This is a genomic window from Gordonia sp. ABKF26, from assembly GCF_041103195.1.
Lineage (GTDB): Bacteria > Actinomycetota > Actinomycetes > Mycobacteriales > Mycobacteriaceae > Gordonia > Gordonia terrae.
The window spans coordinates 4,622,066-4,645,935 of record NZ_JBGCVZ010000003.1 but is presented as its reverse complement, the minus strand read 5'-3'; the positions used below and the strand labels follow the sequence as shown (position 1 = coordinate 4,645,935).

25 protein-coding genes are annotated in these 23,870 nt (G+C 68.6%); 14 read left to right on the top strand and 11 right to left on the bottom strand.

The genetic code is table 11. The features are described from left to right. Window positions 1-86: 86 nt before the first annotated feature. Genes AB4Z55_RS21505 through AB4Z55_RS21490 form a run of 4 tightly spaced genes read right to left on the bottom strand, consistent with a single transcriptional unit; the run spans window position 87 to window position 2,223 of the window. Window positions 87-335, bottom strand: a complete 249-nt coding sequence (locus AB4Z55_RS21505; protein WP_101820288.1) for a MoaD/ThiS family protein — start codon at window positions 333-335, stop codon at window positions 87-89. Window positions 336-346: 11 nt separating this feature from the next. Continuing rightward, window positions 347-1,435: a GTP 3',8-cyclase MoaA gene (moaA, locus tag AB4Z55_RS21500; protein WP_369520481.1), complete on the bottom strand. Its 1,089-nt coding sequence runs from the start codon at window positions 1,433-1,435 to the stop codon at window positions 347-349. A 27-nt stretch (window positions 1,436-1,462) separates the two neighbouring features. After that, complete coding sequence (locus tag AB4Z55_RS21495) at window positions 1,463-2,008, bottom strand: flavin reductase family protein (protein ID WP_369520480.1); 546 nt, start codon at window positions 2,006-2,008, stop codon at window positions 1,463-1,465. A gap of 5 nt (window positions 2,009-2,013) precedes the next feature. Next, a complete protein-coding gene (locus AB4Z55_RS21490; protein ID WP_004020199.1) occupies window positions 2,014-2,223 on the bottom strand; it encodes a hypothetical protein in 210 nt (69 codons plus the stop codon). 229 nt (window positions 2,224-2,452) lie between these two features. Between AB4Z55_RS21490 and AB4Z55_RS21485 the strand changes: the two genes are divergently transcribed. After that, complete coding sequence (locus AB4Z55_RS21485) at window positions 2,453-2,866, top strand: cold-shock protein (RefSeq protein ID WP_004020198.1); 414 nt, start codon at window positions 2,453-2,455, stop codon at window positions 2,864-2,866. A 4-nt stretch (window positions 2,867-2,870) separates the two neighbouring features. On the opposite strand, the gene AB4Z55_RS21480 is transcribed toward AB4Z55_RS21485, so the two are convergent. Next, window positions 2,871-3,383, bottom strand: coding sequence for a DUF2771 family protein (locus AB4Z55_RS21480; RefSeq protein ID WP_004020197.1), 513 nt, complete (start codon window positions 3,381-3,383; stop codon window positions 2,871-2,873). Next, complete coding sequence (locus AB4Z55_RS21475) at window positions 3,380-5,233, bottom strand: MFS transporter (RefSeq protein WP_369521042.1); 1,854 nt, start codon at window positions 5,231-5,233, stop codon at window positions 3,380-3,382. The genes AB4Z55_RS21480 and AB4Z55_RS21475 overlap by 4 nt, the downstream gene beginning before the upstream one ends. Before the next feature lie 240 nt (window positions 5,234-5,473). Between AB4Z55_RS21475 and AB4Z55_RS21470 the strand changes: the two genes are divergently transcribed. After that, the gene (locus AB4Z55_RS21470) at window positions 5,474-6,280 is read left to right on the top strand and encodes a DUF3027 domain-containing protein (RefSeq protein ID WP_004020194.1); all 807 of its coding nucleotides are present in this window, start codon (window positions 5,474-5,476) and stop codon (window positions 6,278-6,280) included. A 17-nt stretch (window positions 6,281-6,297) separates the two neighbouring features. Next, the gene (locus tag AB4Z55_RS21465) at window positions 6,298-9,084 is read left to right on the top strand and encodes a sacsin N-terminal ATP-binding-like domain-containing protein (RefSeq protein ID WP_369520479.1); all 2,787 of its coding nucleotides are present in this window, start codon (window positions 6,298-6,300) and stop codon (window positions 9,082-9,084) included. Here the strand turns inward: AB4Z55_RS21465 and AB4Z55_RS21460 are convergent. Beyond that, on the bottom strand, window positions 9,044-9,637 hold the full coding sequence (locus AB4Z55_RS21460; RefSeq protein ID WP_101820293.1) for a TetR/AcrR family transcriptional regulator: 594 nt from the start codon (window positions 9,635-9,637) through the stop codon (window positions 9,044-9,046). The genes AB4Z55_RS21465 and AB4Z55_RS21460 overlap by 41 nt on opposite strands. Window positions 9,638-9,708: 71 nt before the next feature. On the opposite strand from AB4Z55_RS21460, the gene AB4Z55_RS21455 reads away from it, so the two are divergent. Then, window positions 9,709-10,848, top strand: a complete 1,140-nt coding sequence (locus AB4Z55_RS21455; RefSeq protein WP_101820294.1) for an acyl-CoA dehydrogenase family protein — start codon at window positions 9,709-9,711, stop codon at window positions 10,846-10,848. 19 nt (window positions 10,849-10,867) lie between these two features. Here AB4Z55_RS21455 and AB4Z55_RS21450 read toward each other — a convergent pair whose 3' ends face one another. Beyond that, window positions 10,868-11,590: a hemerythrin domain-containing protein gene (locus AB4Z55_RS21450; protein WP_004020190.1), complete on the bottom strand. Its 723-nt coding sequence runs from the start codon at window positions 11,588-11,590 to the stop codon at window positions 10,868-10,870. Between the two features lie 167 nt (window positions 11,591-11,757). Between AB4Z55_RS21450 and AB4Z55_RS21445 the strand changes: the two genes are divergently transcribed. Then, window positions 11,758-12,339 carry a phosphatase PAP2 family protein gene (locus tag AB4Z55_RS21445; RefSeq protein ID WP_369520478.1) on the top strand — a complete coding sequence of 194 codons (582 nt, stop codon included), beginning with the start codon at window positions 11,758-11,760 and terminating at the stop codon, window positions 12,337-12,339. A gap of 317 nt (window positions 12,340-12,656) precedes the next feature. Here the strand turns inward: AB4Z55_RS21445 and AB4Z55_RS21440 are convergent, their stop codons facing one another. Continuing rightward, on the bottom strand, window positions 12,657-13,919 hold the full coding sequence (locus AB4Z55_RS21440; protein ID WP_369520477.1) for a DUF222 domain-containing protein: 1,263 nt from the start codon (window positions 13,917-13,919) through the stop codon (window positions 12,657-12,659). 344 nt (window positions 13,920-14,263) lie between these two features. On the opposite strand from AB4Z55_RS21440, the gene AB4Z55_RS21435 reads away from it, so the two are divergent. From AB4Z55_RS21435 to AB4Z55_RS21415, 5 genes are read left to right on the top strand one after another with little or no spacing between them, the layout of a single operon-like run. After that, on the top strand, window positions 14,264-14,650 hold the full coding sequence (locus AB4Z55_RS21435) for a hypothetical protein (RefSeq protein WP_369520476.1): 387 nt from the start codon (window positions 14,264-14,266) through the stop codon (window positions 14,648-14,650). After that, window positions 14,647-14,961 (top strand): hypothetical protein, encoded by a 315-nt coding sequence (locus AB4Z55_RS21430; protein ID WP_369520475.1) that lies wholly within the window; start codon window positions 14,647-14,649, stop codon window positions 14,959-14,961. The genes AB4Z55_RS21435 and AB4Z55_RS21430 overlap by 4 nt, the downstream gene beginning before the upstream one ends. Before the next feature lie 32 nt (window positions 14,962-14,993). Beyond that, a complete protein-coding gene (locus tag AB4Z55_RS21425) occupies window positions 14,994-16,244 on the top strand; it encodes an acyl-CoA dehydrogenase family protein (RefSeq protein ID WP_064571277.1) in 1,251 nt (416 codons plus the stop codon). A 13-nt stretch (window positions 16,245-16,257) separates the two neighbouring features. Next, the gene (locus tag AB4Z55_RS21420) at window positions 16,258-17,331 is read left to right on the top strand and encodes a phosphotransferase family protein (protein ID WP_004020187.1); all 1,074 of its coding nucleotides are present in this window, start codon (window positions 16,258-16,260) and stop codon (window positions 17,329-17,331) included. Window positions 17,332-17,359: 28 nt separating this feature from the next. After that, window positions 17,360-18,832, top strand: a complete 1,473-nt coding sequence (locus tag AB4Z55_RS21415) for an amino acid permease (RefSeq protein ID WP_101820298.1) — start codon at window positions 17,360-17,362, stop codon at window positions 18,830-18,832. Here AB4Z55_RS21415 and AB4Z55_RS21410 read toward each other — a convergent pair. Continuing rightward, window positions 18,829-19,077 (bottom strand): DUF2530 domain-containing protein, encoded by a 249-nt coding sequence (locus AB4Z55_RS21410; RefSeq protein ID WP_004020185.1) that lies wholly within the window; start codon window positions 19,075-19,077, stop codon window positions 18,829-18,831. The genes AB4Z55_RS21415 and AB4Z55_RS21410 overlap by 4 nt on opposite strands. A 24-nt stretch (window positions 19,078-19,101) precedes the next feature. On the opposite strand from AB4Z55_RS21410, the gene AB4Z55_RS21405 reads away from it, so the two are divergent. Both AB4Z55_RS21405 and AB4Z55_RS21400 read left to right on the top strand, forming a co-directional pair. Further along, on the top strand, window positions 19,102-20,670 hold the full coding sequence (locus AB4Z55_RS21405) for an NCS2 family permease (protein ID WP_064571275.1): 1,569 nt from the start codon (window positions 19,102-19,104) through the stop codon (window positions 20,668-20,670). A 108-nt stretch (window positions 20,671-20,778) separates the two neighbouring features. Next, on the top strand, window positions 20,779-21,243 hold the full coding sequence (locus tag AB4Z55_RS21400; RefSeq protein WP_004020183.1) for a MarR family winged helix-turn-helix transcriptional regulator: 465 nt from the start codon (window positions 20,779-20,781) through the stop codon (window positions 21,241-21,243). A gap of 170 nt (window positions 21,244-21,413) precedes the next feature. On the opposite strand, the gene AB4Z55_RS21395 is transcribed toward AB4Z55_RS21400, so the two are convergent. Beyond that, window positions 21,414-22,637, bottom strand: a complete 1,224-nt coding sequence (locus AB4Z55_RS21395) for a GNAT family N-acetyltransferase (RefSeq protein WP_101820381.1) — start codon at window positions 22,635-22,637, stop codon at window positions 21,414-21,416. Between the two features lie 80 nt (window positions 22,638-22,717). On the opposite strand from AB4Z55_RS21395, the gene AB4Z55_RS21390 reads away from it, so the two are divergent. Then, entirely contained in the window at window positions 22,718-23,572 is an 855-nt protein-coding gene (locus tag AB4Z55_RS21390) for a TrmH family RNA methyltransferase (protein ID WP_369520474.1), read from the top strand. Beyond that, on the top strand, window positions 23,569-23,868 hold the full coding sequence (locus AB4Z55_RS21385) for a DUF2537 domain-containing protein (protein ID WP_004020180.1): 300 nt from the start codon (window positions 23,569-23,571) through the stop codon (window positions 23,866-23,868). The genes AB4Z55_RS21390 and AB4Z55_RS21385 overlap by 4 nt, the downstream gene beginning before the upstream one ends. The last annotated feature ends 2 nt before the right edge of the window (window positions 23,869-23,870 follow it).

The window sequence follows — 23,870 nt, the reverse complement described above, 5'->3', positions numbered from 1 at the left end:
ATCCCAGTTCAACGGGTTAGTGGCCGTCCCGTGCCCATCCTGTTACCGGGCCGTGATGTGACTAAGGTCACAAGGGGGCTGTGGCGTCAGCCACCGGCAAACGGGGGGAGGACGTCGAGTGTGGTGCACGTGCCGAGCGCACGCGTCCGATCGGAGAACGCGACCTCGTCGCGTAGATACGAGCAGCGTTCGAGAACCGTGGCGAGGGAGGGGTTTCCGGCCGCGAGGGTCTCCTCCAGGGCGCGGAGGGTGGTCGACGGATCGACGTCGACAACCGTCTCCTCGGCGCCGGCCGCGGCGCGCGCGGCCGCGAAGAATCGCACTGTGAGCTGCATCGGATGCGAGCCTAGCCGCCGATCGCCGACATCGGCCGATCCGGTTGCCGGAAGCCGGCCACGTTCACCTCGTGGCCGGGGGCCTTCGCCCACATGCTCGCGCGCCAGAGCTGCGCCAGGGCCGCGTCGATCTCGTCGTCGGGGAGCGTGCGCAGTGCGGTCCGGATGTCGGTCTCCGTCGTCGCGAAGAGGCAGTTGCGCAGCGAGCCGTCGGCGGTGAGGCGGGTGCGGTCGCAGTCGCCGCAGAACGGCTGGGTGACCGAGGCGATGACTCCGACACGGGCGGGCCCCTGTGGCCCGTCGTGGCCGCCCACGAGCCAGGTGGCGGCCGGAGCGCTCCCGCGTGGCGCGGGGTCGGGAAGCAGGGTGAAACGCTCGCGCAGCGTCGTCAGGATCTCTCGGGCCGTGACCATCTGCGCCCGCTGCCACGCGTGGTCGGCGTCGAGCGGCATCTGCTCGATGATCCGCAGCTCATAACCGTGCTCGAGGCAGTAGGCGAGCAGGTCGGGCACTCCCGCGAGGTCCGCGCGGTCGGGCACCACGGCGTTGACCTTGACCGGATCGAGTCCCGCGCGCCGTGCCGCGGCCAGGCCGTCGAGCACGTCGGTCAGACGGTCCCGGCGTGTGATCTCCGCGAAGCGGGCCGGGTCGACGGTGTCCAGCGAGACGTTGATGCGGTCGAGCCCGGCGTCGACCAGGCCGTCGACCCGCCGGGGCAGTCCCAGGCCATTCGTGGTCATCGCGAGCTCGGGGGCCTGCGGCAGGCAGGCCACGGCCGCGATGATGTCCTCCAGGTCGCGGCGCAGCAGTGGTTCACCGCCGGTGAACCGGATGCGTTCGATGCCGAGGTCGCGGACCGCGACCGTCAGGACCCGGATCAGTTCGTCGGTGGACAGCACCTGGTCGGTGGGCATCCAGTCGAGTCCCTCGGCCGGCATGCAGTACGAGCAGCGCAGATTGCAGCGGTCGGTGACCGAGACCCGGAGATCCTTCGCCACCCGGCCGAATGTGTCGCGCAGCGGACCCTCGGACGGCACGTCGGATGCCGCTGCCTCCCGCGGAGAGCGGGGCAGTGGCAGGCCGAGGCCGACCGTGCTCATGTGGTTGCCGTCATGCTGCGGGGAGACTCACTTCCGGGTGGGGTCCTTACGTGCCTCGAGGGCGCGGAAGGTGCTGGCGTGGAAGACCAGGGGTTCGACATCGGGATCGGCGCGCAGGGACTCGATCTCCAGCAGTACGACGGTGTGGTCGCCGGCCTGGATCTCGTTGTGAATCGTGCACGACAGGTGTGCGGCGGCGTCGGGCACGAACACCGCACCCCGGTCGGTGCTCAGCGGCGTGATGCCGTCGAAGCGGTGCTCCGACGATCCCGCGAGCTGCTTGCACAGCTCGATCTGGTCGCCGGCGAACACGCTGACCCCGATGGCCGGTGCGGTGCGGATCCGCGGCCAGGTCGTCGAGGTGTTCTGCACGCAGACCGAGACGAGTGGCGGGTCGAGCGAGACGGTGGTGAACGAACTCGCCGCCATTCCGATCAGGGTGGTCGTATCCCCGTCGCGCTGTTCGCAACACACCGCCACGACGCCGGACGGGAAGCAGCTGTAGGCATCCCGCAGTGCCCGCTCGTCGGAGACGGGGGAGAGGTCGGGGGTGGTGTCGATGGTTGTGGTCACGGTCCTCACCTGGCTCGGCGTCCGGCACGGAGTGCGTACACCAGGCCCAGGACGAAACCCAGCGGTGCGCACATGGTCAGCAGGTAGACGGCGGTCGGTGCGGTGTCGCCGTCGGTGACCAACGGTGTGAGGAACAACGCCACGATCGCCAGAATTCCGATTCCGAACACAACCCCGGCCGCCTGCAGCAATCGCGGGGACGACGTCTTCTGCATACCTGCCACGGTAGTGCAACGCCGAGCGCTTCGACGCCGCGCGATACGCGCCCGCCGGGTAATGGTGTGACCCCGGGGTGGGGCGTTGGCTACGATGGTCGATGCAGGCGCCTTGCATCCGTCTGGGCCCGCACGGCATCCGCCGTCCGGACCGCCGAGATGGGTGACGGCGTCTTTTGTCGTGACAGGTCGTTTTTCGACAGTTCGAGAACAGATGAGGGTGAGCACAGTGCCGACCGGCAAGGTGAAGTGGTACGACGCGGACAAGGGCTTCGGCTTTCTCTCCCAGGAGAGCGGTGAGGACGTCTACGTGCGTTCGGCAGCGTTGCCCGACGGGGTCGAGGCGCTCAAGCCGGGGCAGCGCGTCGAGTTCGGCATGGCCGCCGGTCGTCGCGGACCGCAGGCATTGAGCGTGAAGGTCCTCGAGCCCGCACCCAGCGTCTCCAAGAACGTGCGTGAAGCCGCCCGCAAGGACGTCAAGCGGCACACACCCGACGAGCTGCACGGCATGGTCGCCGACCTCATCACCCTTCTGGAGGGCAAGGTCCAGCCGGACCTGCGCAAGGGCCGGTACCCCGACCGCAAGACCGCGCAGCGGATCTCCGAGGTCGTGCGGGCCGTCGCGCGGGAGCTCGACTCCTGACGACCTAGGCGTCCGGCGCGGTCTGCACCGCGAGTTCGCCGCGGGGCAGGACCTCGTCGGCGGGGGAGAGTCGCGCGGACGCGGAGATGACGGTGAATCCGATCAGCACCCGGTCCGGCACCGACCGCAATGTCAGCGTGTAGGTGCTGTCCGACCCCTGCGGCTGCTCGTCTTCGACGAGCCCGCGCGGCGTCTGGTAGACGGCCGCGAGATTCCACGGGCCCTGCGCGATCTCGCTCGAGACGGTCAGCATGACCGTCGACCCGACCGGCACCGGGACCGTCGCGGTCTCGCGCGGCGCGGTGATCTCCGGATCACAGGCGGTCAGCATCAGGTCGCACCACCAGCGCGGATCGACCGTGTGCAAGTCGTCGCCGACCGCGACGTGCAGGTAGGGCTGGTCGTCGGAGCTCGCGTTGCGGGTCAGCAGGAACACCGACGTCCCCACCACCGCCACGAACAGCACGACGACGATCGCGATGATCGACAGAGCCTTCTTCTCACCACTGCTGATCACTGACGTCGCTGTCCTGTCTGGTAGTTCGGCGGGTGGTCGCCGGGGCTGTACGGGCGCTCACCCCGGTTCTCGAAGGGGGCGGTCGACGGTGTCCGGGTGGGCATGCGAGCCGTCGACGGCCGTTGGCTGTGCGGTCGGGTGTCGGCGTCGGCCGGGCCGGTCCGGATGTCCGATCGGGCACCGGCGGCACGGAAGGCGACTGTGGGTGCGGCGTGGTCGGGGCGTCGGCCGCCCAGACCGGGGACCAGCGACTTGCCGCGGGTGGTCATCACGGTCTGCAGCAGCCCGAGTCCGAGCAGCACGGACACGACGGTGAACCCGATCCACAGGGTCGGCGGCAACAGGACCCCGAGGGAGGCGCCGAACACCCACGACAGCTGCAGCACCGTCTCCGACCGGCCGAACGCCGAGGCGCGGGACTCGTCGGGGAGATCGTCCTGGATGGATGAGTCGAGGCACACCTTGCCGATCGCGCTGGTGCCGGAGGCGACCAGGGCCGCGACTGCGGCTGCGGCGATGTTGCCGAAAATCGCGGCCAGCACCGCGACGACGAAACAGGCGGCTGTCGCCCCGACGACGATGTTCGGCGGGTTCTTCAACTCGAGGCGGGTGCCGACGCCGTTGCCGATCATGTTGCCGACGCCGGCCGCGGCACCCACCGCGCCGAGCAGCAGGAGTTGGGTCCAGTCCGACGCGTCGCCCTGCTGGGCCTTGGCGTAGAACGCCACGAAGAGCGTCAGGAAGCCCGTCAGGATGCGGATCGTGCCGTTGCCCCACAGGCCCGCGACGACCTTGCGGCCGAGCGGCTGGCGCATCTTGGCGGCGATCATCTTGGCGCCGTCCCGGGCGCTCGTCGGCTGATCGGCGTCGCCGGGCGCCGACCGTGCGGGTTCGCCGTGGTAGGTGAGGGTCGTCGGGATCTCGCCCTCGGTGGACTCCACCCAGGACGGGATGCGCATGCACAGATACGCACCGGCCCCGGCGACCACGGCCAGCCACACCATGGCGCCCGGCAGATGCAGCGGGAGCACCTGGCCGAGCAGGAACTCGATGGCGGCGGCGACCGCGCCACCCACGATCGTGCCGCCGATCAGGCCGAAGGTGGTCAGCCGGGAGTTCACCCGCGGCAGATCGATGGTCGGCGGCACCACGCGCGGCGTGACGGCCGACTTGAGGACGCCGAAGGATTTCGACAGCACCAGCAGGCCCAGGGCGCAGGGATAGAGGACCCACGGGTCGTACTCCAGCTGCTGCGTCACGTCGTTCCACTGGACGTTGGCCATGATCAGCAGGGCCAGGACGACACGCAGACCGAAGGTCGTGGCCATGGCGATCCGGCGGCCACGCTGCAACCGGTCGAGGAGAGGTCCGATCAATGGCGCGATCAGCGCGAAGGGCGCGATCGTCAGCGCCAGGTACAGGGCGACGTTGGTCTTCGACTCGCCGGTTGCCGCGGCGAAGAACAGCGTGTTGGCGAGCGCGACGGCCATCGCGGCGTCGGCGGCGAAGTTCGCGATCACCGGCAGCGTCAGCGCGGTGAGGCCCGACTGGTCGGCGCCGTCGGCGGTGGCCGCCTGATGGATCTTGCCGATTCCCTTGCCGGTCAGCTCGCGGCTCCGCATCGCCGCGACCCGCATCACCGTCAGCTTCTTCGGCGTCCGGCCGCCACCGCTCTGGGGCCCGTGCTCGGTCGGCATCGCCCGGGTCTGGTCCTCCGAGGGCGGCCGGCCGCGGTCGTCGAGCGGCGGGAGATGCGGATTGTGCGTGGGCGGGGGGAGGTAGGCATTGCGGCCGGGGCCCGGGCCGGCCGGTGGCTCTCCCCATCCCGGTGCCGGTCGACGGGTGCGCATCTGTCGTGTCTCGTCGGCCGGATAGTTGGTCGAACCGGGGTGCTGTGCGGCGCGGCGCGCGCGACCGTCGGGTGGTGGCTGCTGGGGATGCTGGTTCGCGGGACCCCTGGGGGCCCCGCGCCCCTCGTCGTGTCGGGAACTCCGTGGGATCACGCTGACGATTGTTCCTCATCTCCGGCCGAGGTCGCTTGAAGCGGGTCGGTTGTGTGGCACACGTCGGCGATATTGCACACTGGAGCGGTGACTCTGGTTGGTGACGGCGAACGACACGGTGACGGCGAACGGCTCCTGGCGGCCGTCGACATCGCGCGTGCCGCGCTGCTCGACGAAGGTCAGCGGCCGGGCGCGCATCGGCGCAGTGTGGCCGAGGGCGACTGGGCCGCCGCGCACTACTTCGACGCCGAGCTCGCGGGTTACCGGGGCTGGCAGTGGTGCGTCGTGCTGGCGGGCTCCCCGGGCAGTGACGAGATCACGCTCAGCGAGGTCGTGTTGCTTCCCGGTGACGGTTCGTTGCTCGCGCCGCCGTGGGTGCCGTGGGCGGAGCGGGTCGCCTCCGGAGACCTGGCCCCGGGTGATCTGCTCGCCGCCGAACCCGATGATCCGCGGCTGGTGCCGAATCAGATCGACACCGGCGACGAGTTCCGCTTCGATTCCGAGTCCGTCGAACCCGACGACATCGGTCAGGTCGCGGGCGAGCTGGGACTCGGCCGCAAGCGGCTGCTGAGCCCGGAGGGACGCGCCGACGCCGCGCAGCGCTGGTACGACGGCGACTTCGGGCCCGGCTCGGAGATGGCCCAGGCCGCGCCGTTCTCCTGCTGCACGTGCGGCTTCTATGTTCCCCTCGCCGGCGCGCTGCGGGCCGGGTTCGGTGCGTGTACCAACGAATTCGCCGCCGACGGACGCGTGGTCTCGGCCGAGTACGGCTGCGGTGCGCATTCGGACGTGCAGGGGCCCAAGGGCAACGGCTCGCCGGCCTATGACGCCTACGACGACGGCGCGATCGAGGTCGTCGCCATCTCCCGGGACGCGGAACCGGCGCGGACCTGATCCGGCGCACCCCGACCGTGAGCGACGACCCGTTCGGCACCGCGGTACTCCGGTCGTCGACCCTGGACGCCTGGGCCGCATCGCCCACCCGGCTCGCCGAGGACGCGGCGGCCGAGTCGGATCTGGTGACCGTCGGGTATCGCGATCGGTTGTTGACCGAAGTGGCCGCGAACGCCGCCGACGCCGCATCGGCGGCCGGTGTCGCGGGGCATCTCGCCGTCTGGGTGGACGGTGATGAACTGCATGTCGCGAACACGGGCGCCCCGCTGACCGATGCGGGCGTGCGTTCGCTTGCCGCGCTGCGGGTCTCGGCGAAGGTGTCCGGCGAACCGGGTGATCGGCAGATCGGGCGGTTCGGAGTCGGCTTCACCGCGACCGCGACGGTTGCCGATCGTGTCGAGATACGTTCCCGCACGGGGTCGGTGGTCTTCGACCGGGCCGCAACGCTGGACGCGGTGCGCGAGGCGGGGATGACCGTCGGTTCGAGCGCGGGCGTGCCGGTCCTCCGTCTGGTGTGGCCGACGAACCGGGAACCGGCACCGGGTTTCGACACCGAGGTGGTCCTGCACCTCCGCGTGGATCCCGGTCCGCTCGTCGAGACGATGCCGGCGCAGGCGTCGGACCTCATCGTCGAACTGACTGCACTACAACGGATCACGGTCGGCGACATCGAGGTGTCGGCGGAGCGGATGGCCGGTCCGGACGTCGACGACGAGGCTGCGCGGTCGGTGCTGACGACGGTGTCCATCGCCGGTGATCTCGCATCGACCGGCCTGCCGGCGACACGACGGTGGCTCGAGGTCGCACGAGGCGGCACACGCTGGCTCGTCGACGCCGACGGTGAACCCGGGCCGGCCGGTGACGTCCTGCGCGCACCCACCCCCACCGACATCGAACTCAGCCTGCCGTGCCGGTGCATCACCGACCTCGCCCTCACGCCCGACCGGCGACACCTCCATCCGCGTGCCGAGATCGGCGACGCGGCAGCGGGTTACGTCGATCTGATCCGGCTCGTCGAACCGACACGCCGAGTGCGCCTGATCCCGGAGCTGCATCTGGCGCGGAACCCCGACGACGCGCGGCTCATCGAGGCGGTCCGGCGCGAACTCCGGGACGCCGCTTGGCTTCCGGCCGCAGCCGGTGCCGACCTGGTGCCGCCGCGTACGGTGATGCTCGTGGGTGTGACCGATCGGCTCGCGGACACCCTGGGCGAACTCTTCGGCGACCTGCTTCATCCGGATCTCTCACTGACACAGCACCTCCCGGCGCTGGGTCGGCTGGGGGTGTCGGAACTGGGACTTGCGGAGCTGGCCGAACGGCTCGTCGGCATCGAACGCGACCCGGCGTGGTGGTACGACCTGTACGACGCCCTGGCGCCGCTGGTGTCGACCGGGCGCGAGGTCGAGGAGCTCGGTGCCCTGCCCATCCCGCGGTCGGACGGGCGGACCGCGATCGGGGTTCGCGGCCTGTTCGTCAGCGACCGGATCTCGACGCCGATGCGGTGGATTCCCACCGTGCATCCCGAGGCCCGCCACGAGTTGCTGACGCGACTCGGTGTCGCGGACCTGACCGTGGCCGAGGCGCTCGCGGACCCGGCGTTGCGCAGTCTCGTCGAGGAGGTCGACTTCGAGGCGGCCGACGACGGACTCGCCGCCGAGGTGTGCGCCGTGCTCCGTGCCGACCCGGATGCGCCGGTCCCGTCGTGGCTGTCGGCGCTCGCGCTGCCCGACGCCGACGGTGAGCTGCGGCCGGCCGATGAACTCCTGCTGCCCGGCAGTCCGCTGCTCGAGGTCCTCGTCGACGACCACCCGTTCGGTGTCGTCGACACCGAGATGGTCGCGGAGTGCGGGGCGGAGCCGTTGCGCCGGATCGGCGTCGGATGGGGGTTCGTCACCGTCGACGACGACCTGCCCGTCGGGCCCGAGCATGACCTCCCCGATGAGGAGGACTGGTGGGAAACACTCGCCGATGCTCCGGAGAAGCTCAGTGCGGTCCGGGATCTCGATCTGATCGACGAGGGGAGCTGGCCGGCGGCGCTGACCATGATGGCCACCGACGAACGGATCAGGCCGCTGTTGGCCGACCGCGCCGGTTACACCGCCTGGTGGTTACGACGCCACGCCGAGGTCGACGGGCTGCTGCTGGGGGAGTACCGATCGCCGTCGGATGACGTCCTGCAGAACATCATCGACCCCCTCGACCACCCGTACGCCGACGAACTCGGCGGCGCCCTCGCCCGTCTGGAACCCGACTCCACCGACGACGCGACGTTGCTGCTGACCCGACTCGGCGATCGGGCCCGGACGATCAGCGCGGGTGCCGCGGTGTCGGTGCACGCGGCCGTCGTGGCCGCATGCCGGCGCGGTGTCGTCGACCCGCATGAGGTCGAGGTGCCGGAACGCGTGCGCACACTGGCCGGTGAGGCCGCCGACCGCGCGGTGGTCGTCGACCGGCCCTGGCTCCTCCAGGTGCTCGCCGACGACGAGTGCGTGCTCGCCGGCTCGACGGTGGTCGCATCCGACGCCGACCTCCTGGGCACGCTGCTGGACCTGCCGCTCGCGAGCGAGGAGTACTCGGCATCGGTGTCCGCGCCCGGTGAGGCGGTGGGTTGGTCTCACCCCGACGTGGTGCGTTTCGGGGCCCTCCGCGGTGTCGAGGTGCCGCACGCGGAGGTCCGGCTGCACGACGAACTGTGGGTCACGGTGCGCGACAACGACACCGACCGTGAGGCCCGGGTCGAGTGGTGGGTCGACGCCGCGGGTGTCACGCACCTCGAGAAGCGCCGGCATCGATCCCGGCGGTGAGAATCGACGCGAGCTGGCGGTAGGCGGCCGCGTCGTCGAGCCCGGTCGCCGCCCACACCTCGCGGCGTTGGATCCGGCTCATCATCGATGACGCCAGGTCGGCGGCGAACGCGGCGTCGACGTTGCGGAACTCACCCGCCGCGACCCCGTCTGCGATCAGCGCCTGGACTCGCGAGGACGCTGCCGCGGTGTTGCGCTCGTACAGCGCGCGAGCGGGTTCGAACGCGTCGAGGTCGCGCATGAACGCCTCCGATGCCGGTGCGAGTGCCTCGCCGACCGCGACGAGGTAGGCGACGACCCGGTCGCGCGGACCCGTCGACGCTGCGACCCGGGCCTCGACCTGCTCGGTCGCGGTGCGGAAGAAGTGGGTCACGGTCGCGGTGACCAGTTGTTCCTTGCTGGCTGCGAGCGTGTAGAGCGTCGACTTCGAGCATCGGAGTTCGGCCGCGATGGAGCCGATCGACAGGTGGGCGAATCCCTCGCGCAGGATCAGTTCGAGCAGGGCGTCGAACAGCGCTGCCCTGCGGCGGGTCGCGAAACCCTGGTTCGGCATGCAAGAATAGTACCGCGAGAAGGACTTGAGTACTAGTTTGGTTATCTGTTGCTGTTACCTGGAGGTCTGAGATGCCGGTCGATCGTCTGCTCCCCAACGACGAGGCGCGCGACCTGATCGCGCTGGTCCGCGACATCGCCGACAAGCGCATGGCGCCCATCGTCGATCAGCACGAGAAGGACCGTCAGTATCCCGAGGGGCTGTTCGCCGAACTGGGCGAGGCGGGGCTGCTCGGCCTGCCGTACCCGACGGACTGGGACGGTGGCGGCCAGCCGTACGAGGTCTACCTCCAGGTGCTCGAGGAACTCGGCGCGCGCTGGGCCGCGGTCGCGGTCGCGGTGAGTGTCCACGGGCTGGCCTGCCACCCGCTGTTCAACTTCGGTACCGACGAGCAGAAGCAGCAGTGGTTGCCGGATCTGTTGAACGGCAAGCTGATCGGCGCCTACAGTCTCAGCGAACCGCAGGCCGGCTCGGACGCCGCAGCGCTCGCGTGCCGCGCCGTGCCCGGCGATGGCGGCTATTCGATGACCGGTGCGAAGGCGTGGATCACGCACGGTGGTATCGCCGATGTGTACAACGTCTTCGCTCGTACGGGTGAGGGTTCCAAGGGGGTGTCCTGCTTCTTCGTCGCTCGGGACACCGACGGGCTCAGCTTCGGCAAGCCCGAGGACAAGATGGGCCTGCACGCGGTCCCGACGACCGGCGCCACCTACGACGACGCGTTCATCGAGGAGGGCCGTCGGCTCGGGTCGGAGGGACAGGGGCTTCAGATCGCCTTCTCCGCTTTGGATTCGGGGCGTCTGGGCATCGCGGCGGTGGCGACCGGTCTGGCGCAGGCTGCGCTCGACGCCGCCGTCGATTACGCGCAGGAGCGAGCCGCGTTCGGCCGCAAGATCATCGACCACCAGGGTCTGTCGTTCGTGCTGGCCGACATGGCCGCCGCGGTCGATTCGGCCCGCGCGACCTATCTCGACGCCGCTCGGCGCCGCGACGCCGGCATCGACTACACGCGCGCGGCCGCGACCGCCAAGCTCGTCGCCACCGACGCCGCGATGAAGGTGACCACCGACGCGGTCCAGGTGTTCGGCGGGTACGGCTACACGCGCGACTTCCCGGTGGAACGCTACATGCGCGAGGCCAAGATCACCCAGATCTTCGAGGGCACCAATCAGATTCAGCGACTGGTGATCGGTCGGTCGCTGGCGCGGTGAGTTCGCCGAGCATCGCTGTTCAGCGCGGGTTGTAGTAGAATGCGCGGTCGTCGAGTCGCCGGAACCTCGGTCCGCCGAGCCTGATCATCAGCCGCAGGATCGCGGGGATGCGGGCGTACACCGCATCGCGGTCGGCGCCGACGAGTCCCTTCGCCATCAGCGGGCACGTACGAAGTGTCTCGGCCAGACCGGCGCGTCTGCTCATCTTCTCCTCGAAGGCGTCCCAGTCCGGCAGTGTCAGCCGACGCTGCACGATCGCGATCGCGTCGGTCTCCTCGTGGGCGAGGTGCCGGCCGAGAACCTCCTCGGTGCGCAGCAACGCCTCCGCGAGAGCGGCGCGGCCGGCGGCGTCGGCGTGTTCGGCCATCCGCGCGAAGCCGGCCGCGCACTCCTCGAGCAGTGGATCGATCTCGTCGTGCTCGGCCTCCATGGCCTCGAGTACCTCCCGCTCGGTGCTGTCGCATCGCTCGAGCAGCAGCGGCCACAGTTCGAGATCTTCGCCGGTGTGGTGGTGGTGCAGCGCGTGCGCGAACATCGTCCATCGCCGGGCGAGTGCTCGCCACGTCCCAGCGTCGTCGATGGGTGTGACCGGCACGGTGGCGGCGAAGTCGGCGAGGTCACGCCGGAAACCGTGATGTAGGACGTACATCATGAACGGGTCGATCGGCCCGTCGGGCGCTGCGGCCTGCCCGGGGAGGAACAGCTGGATCGGGTGAGCGGTGTGGGCGGGGTGCGTGGTCATCGGCGGTGTCCTCATCGGTACGGGGTCGGGCTGTGTCGATGACAACTGTCGGCGGTGACGCTTGTGACGTACTTGCAGGCGACTTGGGCGACGCCTGATTCGGGCCGGTGTCCCGCGGTGCGTGTCGATCGAACAGACGACGGATCGCGCCCGGATAGGGTGGCGGAATGTTCATCTCTCCGACGACGATCGACGAGAACATTCTGAACTGGGTCGTCGAGAACCGTTCGGAGCCATGGATCTCGATCGCCGAAGTGGTGACTCTGCTCGGGAACACCGTGACGATGACGGTGTTGACCTTGGCGGCCGTGGTCGCGCTCGCCGCGACACGACACCGGGTCGACGCCGTCTTCGTCGGCGCCGGAGTGCTTTCCGGTTATGCGGTGATGCAAGCGCTCAAGTACTCGTTCGCGCGGGACCGCCCGCCCGTCGAGGACCGCCTGCTCAACATCGACACCTTCTCGTTCCCCTCCGGGCACGCGATGATGACGATGGTCGTGTTCGGGCTGTTCGCCGTCGCAGCGTTTCGCTGCTTCGCCTGGGTGCGATCGCATCGCTGGGTCCTGGTGATCGCACCTGTGCTGTCGATCCTCGTCGGCCTCACCCGAATACAGCTCGCCGTGCACTGGGCCACCGACGTCGTGTCCGGATGGGTGTTCGGGGCGATCTGGGTCGTACTGTGCACGTGGGTCCTGCTTCGGTACGAATCGCGACGCGGCACGGGCGATCTCGCCGGGGATCGGCAATAGGTCAGGCTGAGCCGTATCCGCCTCTCCATTTCTAGGAAGGGGCAGTTCGGTTCGATATGCGACTCATGCTGCCCCCTGCTCGTTGCGGCTCGGTCGGGTGGCAGGGGAACTGTGGCCGACAGTTCGATCAGAGTGATGTCAACATCGTCAGACCGGATGCAAGCCAACAACCAAGCTCACTGCGTCCACTTTCCAGAGGACCTCACACGCCTGGGGCACTGTGGAGTTGTCAAAGGACTGCTGCGGTCCCGGGCAAGTTCCGGGTGCGAAGGTGCTACGCGAAAGTGTGTGTCGGCAGACTGCTGTCGGTGGTGTGGTCAGGCGGCGTCGTCGAGTCGCATGGTGCGTCGGTTATAGGCAGGGAGTGGTCGGCGTTGTGAGTCGATGGTGGCGGGCGGGACAAGCCAGGGGTGTCGGTCGAAGCCCATCACGACGTCCCAGCCATGGTGATGCACCTGGGTGTGACAGCGCTGGCACAGCAGGCAACCGTTGTCGAGGTCGGTGGGTCCGCCGTCGGCCCAGTGCTCGATGTGATGCACCTGGGTATGCGATGGGGGTGCACCGCATTTGATGCAGCAGGTGTCGCGCACGATCACTGCTCTACGTAGATGAGCCGGGAACAGGCGGTGGGTGTGCCCCATCTGTAGCGGTACGCCCTCGCCGTCGAGGATGATCTCCGTCAGCGACCCGTCACACGACACCTGTTTGGCGACCGCCTGCGACACCGATCCCGTCCACGGCAATGATGCGGGATCAGCGCCGGCGGCGGGGATGGTCACCATGAGTTGCGTACGGGGAGAGCCGACGCTGTCGAGTGTGGCGCCGAAAGCGGCTTGATCGAGGATCAACTCGAATGCATCCGCTCGACGCTGCTCTGCGGTACGTCGATCCTCGGCGCCGTCGGGTTCGGGGCGCGGGCAGGATCGTTCGTCGATCATCGACAGGAACTTTTCCCCGACCACCTGGGTGACGTCGACCCGGATGTCGACACGGCCGTCGTCAGTGGTGTGCGCGTTGACTGAGTTCAGCGCTGCGTCGTCGGCCGCGGGTACACCGGTGTCGGAAGCGCCGGCAAGGCTGTTGGCGATGGCTCGGGCGTGCTTGAGTACTTCTGGTGGCGTCGCACCGGACAGCGCCTGGGCGAGGATCTCCAACTCGTACGAACTCATGTCGTCGTCGGAAAGAGCGTCGCCACAACGCTTCTCGATCTCGTTCAGTCCGCGCACGATCGCGTCGACGATCTCGCTGGTCAGTCGCCCATCAGCGGCGTGACGCGCGACCGCCGGCAGCGTGGGCAGGGCGTCGACGCTTCGCATGGTGCGGTGGGCGGCGGCCGGTGCGTGGCCGGATTCGATCAGCAACTTCTTGGTGGTGCTACCGGATTTCTGTGCGACGCCGAGAACGTCGAGTTGCGCTGCGTGCGTGACGATCTGATGGTCGGCAAGGTTGCGGATCAGGCGCCATGTATCGAGGGCGTCGAATGTTTCTCTGCCGGTGGGGTCGTCGGCGGGTGGGGTGATCTCGATGAGATGGTCGAGGAGAGTGGCTAGCTCTGGCATGACTCCAAGGTACCGGAACATGCGTTCGAGTTCGAGGTTTCTCCACAGGCTTGAGCCACGAATTCATCGACTGTGCAGCATATTTCGTCGACTGTGCGTCGATTCCGTTGACTGTGCACCCGATCGTTGACACGGTCATCTTCAGTCACACCCGTTACGGATTGCGGTCGACGTCAATGAGTTGGTTCGGCGGGCAGGAGCACTGAGAATCGTCCGGGCGGGACAGTCGGGTGGTGCCGAGTTGAGATTGACTGGAGAGATGTCGAATCCGGGACACCCGATGATGACGCGACCATGCCCGGATTACGTGTCGGCGATGAGTCGCCGACGACGATCCAGCCCGCCCGTCCGACGGTGGTCCCGGGGTGTCGCTGAACAAGGGCCCGTCGCCCAACCCGTTCGACGCCACGCAGCCGGATCCGGCTCCGGACCGTCCGCCGTATCAGCAGATACCGGTCGCCTACCGGCCGCCCGGATATCCGGTACCGGGCTACCCGCCACCGGGTCCTCCCCAGCCCGGGTGGTATCCAACCCCGCCGCAGCGGTCCAATCGGCTCGCCTACCTCATCACGGGCGTCGCGTTGGTCTGTGTGCTCGCGCTGGTCCTGGGCGGGGTGTTGTGGTGGAAGCTGTCCTCGTCGGATGGCGGTTCCGACGACACCCCAAGCCTCGTCGCCGGCCAGCTCACCGGCTCGTTTCCCACCGGCCGAGTCCCGCCCGGAGCGTCGATGCGAGTTCGCTCGGTGGGATGAGCTTCCTGTCGCCGCAGAGTTCCGAAGGGCAATACGGCAGCCCGGGCGGTGTCAGCGACGGTGAGGCCCTCGTCTCGATTGTCGGAGAACAGTTCTCGAGTGTCGGAAACGCGTATGCAGTGGAGATCGATGCACGCACCGGCGCAGCATGGAGGTTCGACGAGCCGGTGCGATCCTGTGCCGACACCATCGTCGATCACCGGATCGCGTGCGTCGGCAACGGAAAGGTGCACTTCCTCGACACCCGGACCGGCGACGCCATCGCGACTGTCGCCGCGCCTGCTGGCGCGCCGGTTTGCTCGGAACGATGACGGGTAATCGGTTCATCGCGATACGGTCGGGTATGGATTTCTCCCCGTCAACGCGGTCGGCCGAACTCACCGAACGCGTGCGCAACTTCGTGACCACCGAGATCGAGCCGGTCGAACCCGAGATCCATCGGGACATCAAGGCCCGTCGCGACGGGGACGGCAACCCCTGGACGCCGTCGCCGATCATCGCCGACCTGCAGAAGAAGGCACGCTCGCAGGGGCTGTGGAACCTCTTCCTGCCTGCTGAGCACGCCGGTCGTTATGCCGCGGACTTCGGCACCGACGGCGGTGCGGGACTGTCCAACGCCGACTACGCGCCGATCGCCGAGGCGATGGGATCGTCGGGGCTCGCGCCCGTCATCTTCAACTGCAACGCACCCGACACCGGCAACATGGAGGTGCTGCTCCGGTACGGCACCGAGGAACAGCGCAAGCAGTGGCTCGAGCCACTGCTGACCGCGGAGATCCGCAGCGCCTTCTGCATGACGGAGCCGGCCGTCGCGTCGTCGGATGCCACCAACATGGCCGCGACCGCCGTGCTCGACGGCGACGACGTCGTCATCAACGGAACCAAGTGGTTCTCCACCGGCGTGGGCCATCCCGACTGCAAGGTCCTCATCTTCATGGGCGTCACCGATGCCGAGGCCGACCGGAAGTCGCGTCACACCATGGTGCTCATCCCGATCGACGCTCCCGGCGTGACCGTCGACCGGATGCTGACCACCATGGGCTATTTCGACGAGCCGTTCGGCCACGGTGAGGTCAGCTTCGACAACGTGCGCGTCCCCGCGTCGAACATCCTGCTCGGACCCGGCCGCGCCTTCGAGATCGCGCAGGGGCGGCTCGGTCCGGGCCGGGTGCACCACTGCATGCGGGCGATCGGGCTCGCCGAGAAGTCATTGGAACTCGGTGTGCGGCGGGCGCTCTCACGCGAGGCCTTCGGCAAGCAGCTCGCCCGTCTCGGCGGCAACAGCGAGCGCATCGCCGACGCCCGGATCGCGATCAACCGGTCGCGACTCCTCGTCCATCACGCGGCGTGGCTGCTCGACCAGGGCCTGTCCCGCGAAGCCGTGTCGGCGGTCAGCGAGATCAAGGTCGAGGTGCCCAACATGGCGCTCGGCGTCATCGACCTCGCCATCCAACTGCACGGCGGTGCCGGCATGACCGATGATTTCCCGCTGGCCCAGGCCTGGGTGGGCGCACGATCGCTGCGCCTGGCCGACGGCCCGGACGAGGTGCACCGCAACGTCGTTGCGCGCATCGAGTTCGGCAAGTACCGCTGATCGGGGGAACGAGATGACTGACGAAGTCGCGGGTGCAGGCGAGGTCCGCACCGAAGACGCATTCGACGTCGAGGCGGTGGCGAAGTGGCTCGAGGCCAACGCTGCGGATCCGGCCGGTCTCGACGCCGTCCCCGAGGTTCGCCAATTCGGCGGCGGCGCATCGAACCTCACATTCCTGCTGCGTTATCCGGCAAAGGATTTGATTCTGCGCCGGGCGCCGCGGGGGACCAAGGCGCGTGGCGCGCACGACATGGGACGGGAGTACCGGATTCAGTCCGAGCTCGCGACGGCCATCCGGTACATCGCGCCCATGATCGCGTTCTGCGACGACGAATCGGTGCTCGGCGCGGACTTCTACGTCATGGGCCGCATCGACGGTGTGATCCCGCGGACCGAATGGCCCGCCGACGTGCCGCTCGATGCCGAGCAGGCGCGCCGGCTCTGCCTCAACTTCATCGACACCCTGGTCGAGGTCCACTCGGTCGATCCGAGCGGCACCGGACTCGCCGACCTCGGCAAGGGGCACGGCTACGTACGCCGCCAGGTCGACGGATGGACCGCACGTTTCCGCAACGCCCACACCGACGACGTGCCCGACTTCGAGCCGACGATGGCCTGGCTGGCCGAGAACCAGCCCGACGATGTCGCGAACTGCGTCATCCACAACGATTTCAAGCTCGACAACGTCGTCCTCGACCACGACGATCCCACCCGTGTCATCGGCATCCTGGACTGGGAGATGGCGACCCTGGGCGATCCGCTCATGGATGTCGCGGGGTCGATGGCCTATTGGATCCAGGCCGACGATCCGGAGGCCATGCAACTCATGCGGCGCGTCCCGACGCACCTGCCCGGCATGATCAGTCGCGCAGAGTTCGTCGAGAAGTACTGCGAGCGGATGGGGTTCGACATGACTCCCGAACGCTGGCGTTGGTACGAGGTGTTCGGACTCTTCCGGGCGGGTGTCATCGCCCAGCAGATCTACTACCGCTATTACCACGGACAGACCACGAACAAGGCGTTCGAGCGGTTAGGTTATGCCGTGGGCATCCTCGGCGGGCGGTTGGACGAGCTCCTGCCCGACTGACACGTTGCCGCCGAGAGGAACTCAGACCATGGCCGAAGACCTGACCACCCCGGCCGGTGTGGACGAGGAGTTCCAGGACAGCGGATATGCGCCGGAATTACGCAGGACACTGGGCGGTTTCGCGGTGTTCGCGATCTCCTTCGCGTTCATCTCGGTCGCCGTCGGTGTGTTCGCCACCTACGGCGACGTGCTCACCACGGCCGGCCCCGTCGGCATCTGGTTGTGGATTGTCGCGGCGATCGGTCAGACCCTCATCGCGCTCGTGGTGGCCCAGTTCGCCGCGCGAATCGCGCTGAGCGGTTCGTCGTATCAGTGGGCATCGAGACTGGCCGGCCCGAAGATCGGCTGGTTCTTCGGTTGGCTGAGCTTCTGGTATCTCGCGATCGCCGTGGTGGCGATGGACAACGCACTGGCGAGCCAGGCGTTCATGCCACTGGTGGGGATGGCCGAGAACGAGGACACCGCGAGGGTGATCACGTTGGTCATCCTCGTCGTGCAGGCGGTCCTCGTGATCGCGTCCACCCGGTTGCTCGGTCTGTTCACCTCGGCTGCGGTGGCCGTCGAGCTGGCCATCGTCGCGGTCCTGGTGATCGGGCTCGGCGCGGTGATGATCTTCACCGGCAGCGGAGATCTCGACAATCTCGCCTCGCGCGGGGTCGCCGAGGGCGCCGCCGACTACTGGGCCATCGGTGGCGGGGTGATGGCCGCGATGGTCATGGGCCTGACCACGCTGGTCGGTTTCGATTCCGCGGCGAACCTCGCCGAGGAGGCCAAGGACCCGTTCCGCAGTGTCCCGCGCGCCATCGTCGCATCGGTGGTCGCCGCTGCCGTGGTGGGTCTGATCTTCCTGATCGTGCTCACCATCGCCATCAAGGACGTCACGACGGTGAGTGCCGGGGGATCTCCGGTCGCGGCGATCATCCGCGACCAACTGGGTCCTTTTGCTGAGCGAGTCCTGCTGGCGTGCATAGCGTTTGCGATGTTCGGTGCCGGCATGGTGGTGATGGCCGCATGTTCGCGGCAAGTGTTCGCGATGGCGCGCGACCAGCGGTTCCCGGCCCACCGGTTGATGCGCCGGGTCAACCCGGCGACCCAGACGCCGGTCCCGGCGACCCTGCTCATCCTCGCCGTGGGGGTGGTGCTCATGGTGGCCCTGCCCGGTGACGCACTCATCGAACTCATCATCGCCTCGACGATCCTGCCCGCCCTGATCTACGGCGGCATCGTCGTCCTCTATCTGGGAGTGCGCAAGCGGTTGGAGCACAAGGAGGGCGGTTTCAGCCTCGGCCGGTACGAGCTTCCCGTCGCCGTCGCCGCACTGATCTGGGTGTGCTTCGCGCTCTTCGTCCTCGTCACGCCCGACGAGGCGACGGTCCCCACCCTGATCGTCGGCGGTCTCATCGTCGTGGGTGCGCTCTACTTCGCGGTGATGATGGTCCGCAATCGCGCTGTGCTCGATCACGAACCGGGCGCCGACGAGTTCGCGCCGCGAGAACCCTAGTCGAGCCCCTCCTGCGCGCCGCGGTCACCGCGTCGGACGCCGGCACGCTGCACGAGGACGATCGTCGTCCCGAGCAGACCGACGGCCAGCCCGACCAGACAGATCGGGAGCGCGCGGTCGCCGCCGAGATCGGTGACGGCCACGAGCACAGTGGCGATCACCCACGCGACCATCCCGACCACGATCACCGGCTCCGGGGCGCGCAGTGCGCGGGGTAGTTCGGGGATCTCAGGTGTCGCGGACATGGACAACAGGGTAGCTTTCGGAACGTGCCACACGATGAGCCGAGTGAGTCTCGCGATCTGAGGTCCTCCGACACCCCGGGTGCCGACGCACCGACGGGGCACCTGCCCACCGAACCCGACTTCCCGGCGACCACGCCGGGGCCGGACTCCGCCGTTCCCCACGGCCCGCTCGACCGGTTCTTCAAGATCTCCGAACGCGGTTCGACGCTCAACCGCGAGTTCCGCGGCGGTCTGGTCACGTTCTTCACGATGGCCTACATCGTGGTGCTCAACCCGATCATCATCGGCGGTATCCCGGGCGGCGACAAGAACGCCGACGTCCTGGGCAACGTCCTGCCGCTGGCGCAGGTCGCCGCGGTCACCGCGCTCGTCGCGGGCGTGATGTCGATCCTGTTCGGCCTCGTCGCCAACTATCCGTTCGCGATCGCGGCGGGACTGGGCATCAACAGTCTGCTGGCGGTGTCGATCGCCCCGCAGGTGACGTGGCCCGAGGCGATGGGTCTGGTGGTCGTCGACGGCATCATCATCGTGTTGTTGGCCGTGACCGGATTCCGCACCGCGGTGTTCAACGCGGTGCCCCCGGAACTGAAGGCTGCGATCGCGGCCGGGATCGGTCTGTTCATCGCCTTCATCGGTTTCGTCGACGCCGGGTTCGTCAAGCGCATCCCCGACGCCGCCGGGACCACCGTGCCCGTGCAGTTGGGCAGCGACAACTCGATCTCGACCATCCCCACCCTGATCTTCGCCGTCGGCGTGCTGCTGATGGGTGTCCTGGTGGTGCGCCGGGTCCCCGGCGGTCTGCTGATCGGCATCGCCATCACGACCGTGTTGTCGATCGTGCTGGAGCAGATCTTCGACTACGGGTCGAGCGTCGACAACCCTTCGGGCTGGGGCCTGAGTGTGCCCGACATCCCGAACGCCCTCGGCGGTCTGCCCGATCTCAGCCTGGTCGGCGACGTCGACCTGTTCGGTGCATTCACGCGGATCGGGGTGCTGGCGGCGTCGGTGCTGGTGTTCGCCCTCGTGCTCTCCAACTTCTTCGACGCGATGGGCACGATGACCGGCCTCGGCAAGGAGGCCGGGCTGGCCGACGAGAAGGGCAACCTGCCCGGGATCGGCCGCGCGCTGGTGGTCGAGGGCACCGGTGCCATCGCCGGCGGTGCCGCCTCGGCGTCGTCGAACACCGTGTTCGTCGAGTCCGCGTCCGGTATCGCCGAAGGTGCGCGCACCGGCCTGGCCAACGTCGTGACCGGTGTGCTGTTCCTTGTGGCGATGTTCCTGACACCGCTCTACGAGGTGATTCCGCTCGAGGCGGTCGCCCCCGCGCTGGTGGTCGTCGGTGCCATGATGATCGGCCAGCTCACGACCGTCGACTTCAAGCGGCTCGACTTCGCGCTGCCGGCGTTCCTGACCGTGGTCACGATGCCCTTCACCTACTCGATCGCCAACGGCATCGGCATCGGCTTCATCAGCTGGGTCGTGATGGCGACCGCGGCGGGCAAGGCGCGTACGGTGCACCCGTTGCTCTGGTTCGTCGCCGCGGTGTTCGTGGCCTACTTCGCGCGCGGACCCATCTCCGACCTCATCGGCTGACGGACTCGCGCGACGTTCGTTCGGGTTTGCCCGATTCGGTGTCGTCCGCCCGATGCAATTTGGTTGCGGTCGGGGCTGGGTACCGTTTTCCTGGCCTACCCTTTGTGAATGCATTCACCATACGGTGACGGAAGTCTGTCGGGCGATCTGTCCCTCGCCGTGGTGCGCCTCGCGCGCCGACTCCGGGGTCGGCGCGAGAACAAACTCGTATCGCTCACACAGCTGTCCGCCCTCAACACCCTCCACCACGAAGGACCGATGACGCCGGGCGCACTCGCGGCCGCCGAGCGGGTCCGCCCTCCGTCCATGACCCGGGTGATCGCGTCGCTGTCGGATCTGGGGATGATCAAGCGCGAACCGCACCCGACCGACGGCCGCCAGGCCATCGTGACGTTGTCGCCGGAGGGTGTCGATGTCGTGATCGACGAACTCGCCGCACGCAAGGCGTGGTTGAGCGACCGACTCGCCGAACTCTCCGCCGACGAGCGGGAGATCCTGCGCGAGGGCGTGCAGATCGTCAACAAGATTCTCGGACAGGCCGACACCGACGTACCGCGCTCACGCGCGATCTGATCCCCGCTCCCTGAGGAGTCCCGGAGCTTGCGGGGCTGTCTCCCCGCTCCCTGAGGAGTCCCGGAGCTTGCGGGGCTGTCTCCCCGCTCCCTGAGGAGTCCCGGAGCTTGCGGGGCTGTCTCCCCGCTCCCTGAGGAGTCCCGGAGCTTGCGGAGGGACGTCTCGAAGGGTCAGAAGAACGTGCCGGAGAACGGTGCGCGATCGGTCATGAACGCGTGGTCGAGGGCCCTCAGCGTCGCCGGGGAGTCGACGTGCAGGCGTCCCGCCGCCGCGAAGGCCGAGGGTCGGATCCCGCCCAGGTAGATGCTGGAGAGCACCGAGATGTCCAGCCGGACCGTGGGCGTCGCACCCGCCTTCGCCGGCGCGACGATCGCCCCGCCCTCGCGTACCGAGATGTCGAAAACGCCTCCGTGCCCGCGGAACTCGTCGGTCACCTCGATCACGGCGTCGAGATCGGCCGCATAGTGGCGGGCGCCGAGCGCGGCCGGGACGTCGAGGATGCGCAGCCACATCGTGTCGGCGGTGCCGGTCACCGACACCGACCGCGGATTGACGAGCTTCTGCGCCAGCGGGTCGTCGACCGGGATCGTCGCGGTGATCGACGGGATGAGGTCGAGGTTGATCAGGACGCGCCACAGGTCGGTGTGCGCGTCGTCGGTGACCGCGAAGACCTCGTTGACCTCGCCGCGCACCGCGCCGGTCTCGTCCTTGTAGATGCGGTAGCTCGCGTAGCCGTCGGCGTGCAGCAGGTAGTGCAGTCCGCTCGCCGACAGGGGCCGCTCCGACGCCCGGTCGGCCAGGATGGGATTCCACCAGGCAGGGGTGCGGGTGAGGGCGCCTGGCGTGGTGAGGGTCCACCGGGCGTGGAGGTCGGGGATCGCCGCTGCCACCGCGTCGGCGTCGGCGTACCGGACGGTGGCGTCCTCGGGCTGCGCGGCCCGCATCGCCGCGCCCGGCGTCAACGACACCGAGTTCGCGAAACACGCCGGGCCGAAGCCGAACCGCTCGTAGATGGTTCCCTCGCTGGCGGTGAGGATCCCGAAGGTGTACTTCTCCGCCTCCCACTGCTCGACGAGTTCGGTGAGCATGCGGCGCAGGATGCCGCGACGCCGGTGGGTCGAGGCGACCGACACCCACGACAGTCCGGCCGCGTCGGACACACCGCCTCCGGGCAGCGACATCGACATCCGGTAGAACATCGCCACCCCGACGAGCGGTCGGGCGTCCAGACCGGTGTCGCGCACCAGCACGACGTCGTCGTCGGCGACCTTGCCCCGCAGATCGGCGACCTCGTCGTCGGGCAGCGGGTTGCGCATGGCGAACGCACGGGCATCGGTGGTGATGATGTCGGCCCAGTCCGCGTCGGTGGCGCGGTCGAGGGACAGACGTGACATCGGAGTCGAATCGCTGGTCACGCCTTCCACAGTTTCACACCCGTGCGCTGCCGGTTTCGTCCGGGTGGCACACTGTTGCGGTGCCCGGGCTCGCAGTGAACGTGATCGACATCGACGACCCGGCGGACCCGCGGGTCGACGACTTCCGCGATCTGAACTCCGTCGACCGACGACCGGACCTGCCGGTCCTGCCCGGTGGGCGTCCCGGTCGCGGTCTCGTCATCGCCGAGGGCGTCCTCGTCGCGCAGCGGATGATCGCCTCGCGCTTCGAGACCCATGCATTCCTGGGTGTGGCCAAGCGGCTCGACGAACTCGACGCCGATCTGCGGGACCCCTCGCTGACCGGCGTGCCGTTCTTCCGTGCCACCGCCGAGGTGATGGCCGAGGTCGTCGGCTTCCACCTCAACCGGGGCGTGCTCGCGGTCGCCCGGCGCCCGGTGGCGCTCACGGTGCCCGACATCCTCTCCAGCGCACGGACCGTCGCGATCCTCGAAGGTGTCAACGACCACGAGAACATCGGTTCGATCTTTCGCAACGCCGCCGGATTGGGCGTCGACGCAGTGCTTTTCGGTCAGGGTTGCGCAGATCCGCTGTACCGCCGGTGCGTGCGGGTGTCGATGGGTCATGCGCTGCTCGTGCCGTTCGCGCGGTTCGACGACTGGCCGCGCGGTCTGGACCTCCTGCGGGACCGCGACTTCCAACTGGTCTCGATGACACCCGACCCCGGCGCCGTGACCCTCGCCGAAGCCGTCACCGCCGAGAAGGTCGGTTTCCTCGTCGGGGCCGAGGGGCCCGGCCTGACGGCGTCGGCGATGGCGGCGACCGACGTGAAGGCCCGGATTCCGATGAGCCGGGGCACCGACTCGCTGAACGTGGCGACCGCGGCGGCCGTTGCGTTCTACGAACGCGCACGATCGGGCACGATGGGGGAGTGACCGTCGAGTCGGAGAGCGGCGAGCCGACGCCGTGGGCCCTGGGGATCATCGTCGGCGTCTTCAGTGCGTTGTTCGCCGCGTTCGTCCTGGTCGGCGTCTATCAACTCATCGGCGGGATATTCCGATTCCTCGGCATCGCCGCGGTCCTGGTCGTCGCGGGTGGACTCGGCTGGACCCTGTGGGAGTTCCGGGCGCGACCCGTGTGGCGCTGGGTCGTCTGGGGGTTGCTGCTCGGCTTCCTCGCCGGCGTCGCGTCGTCGATCGCGTTGCTCGCGCTGGGCCGTCCCGCTGCCTGACT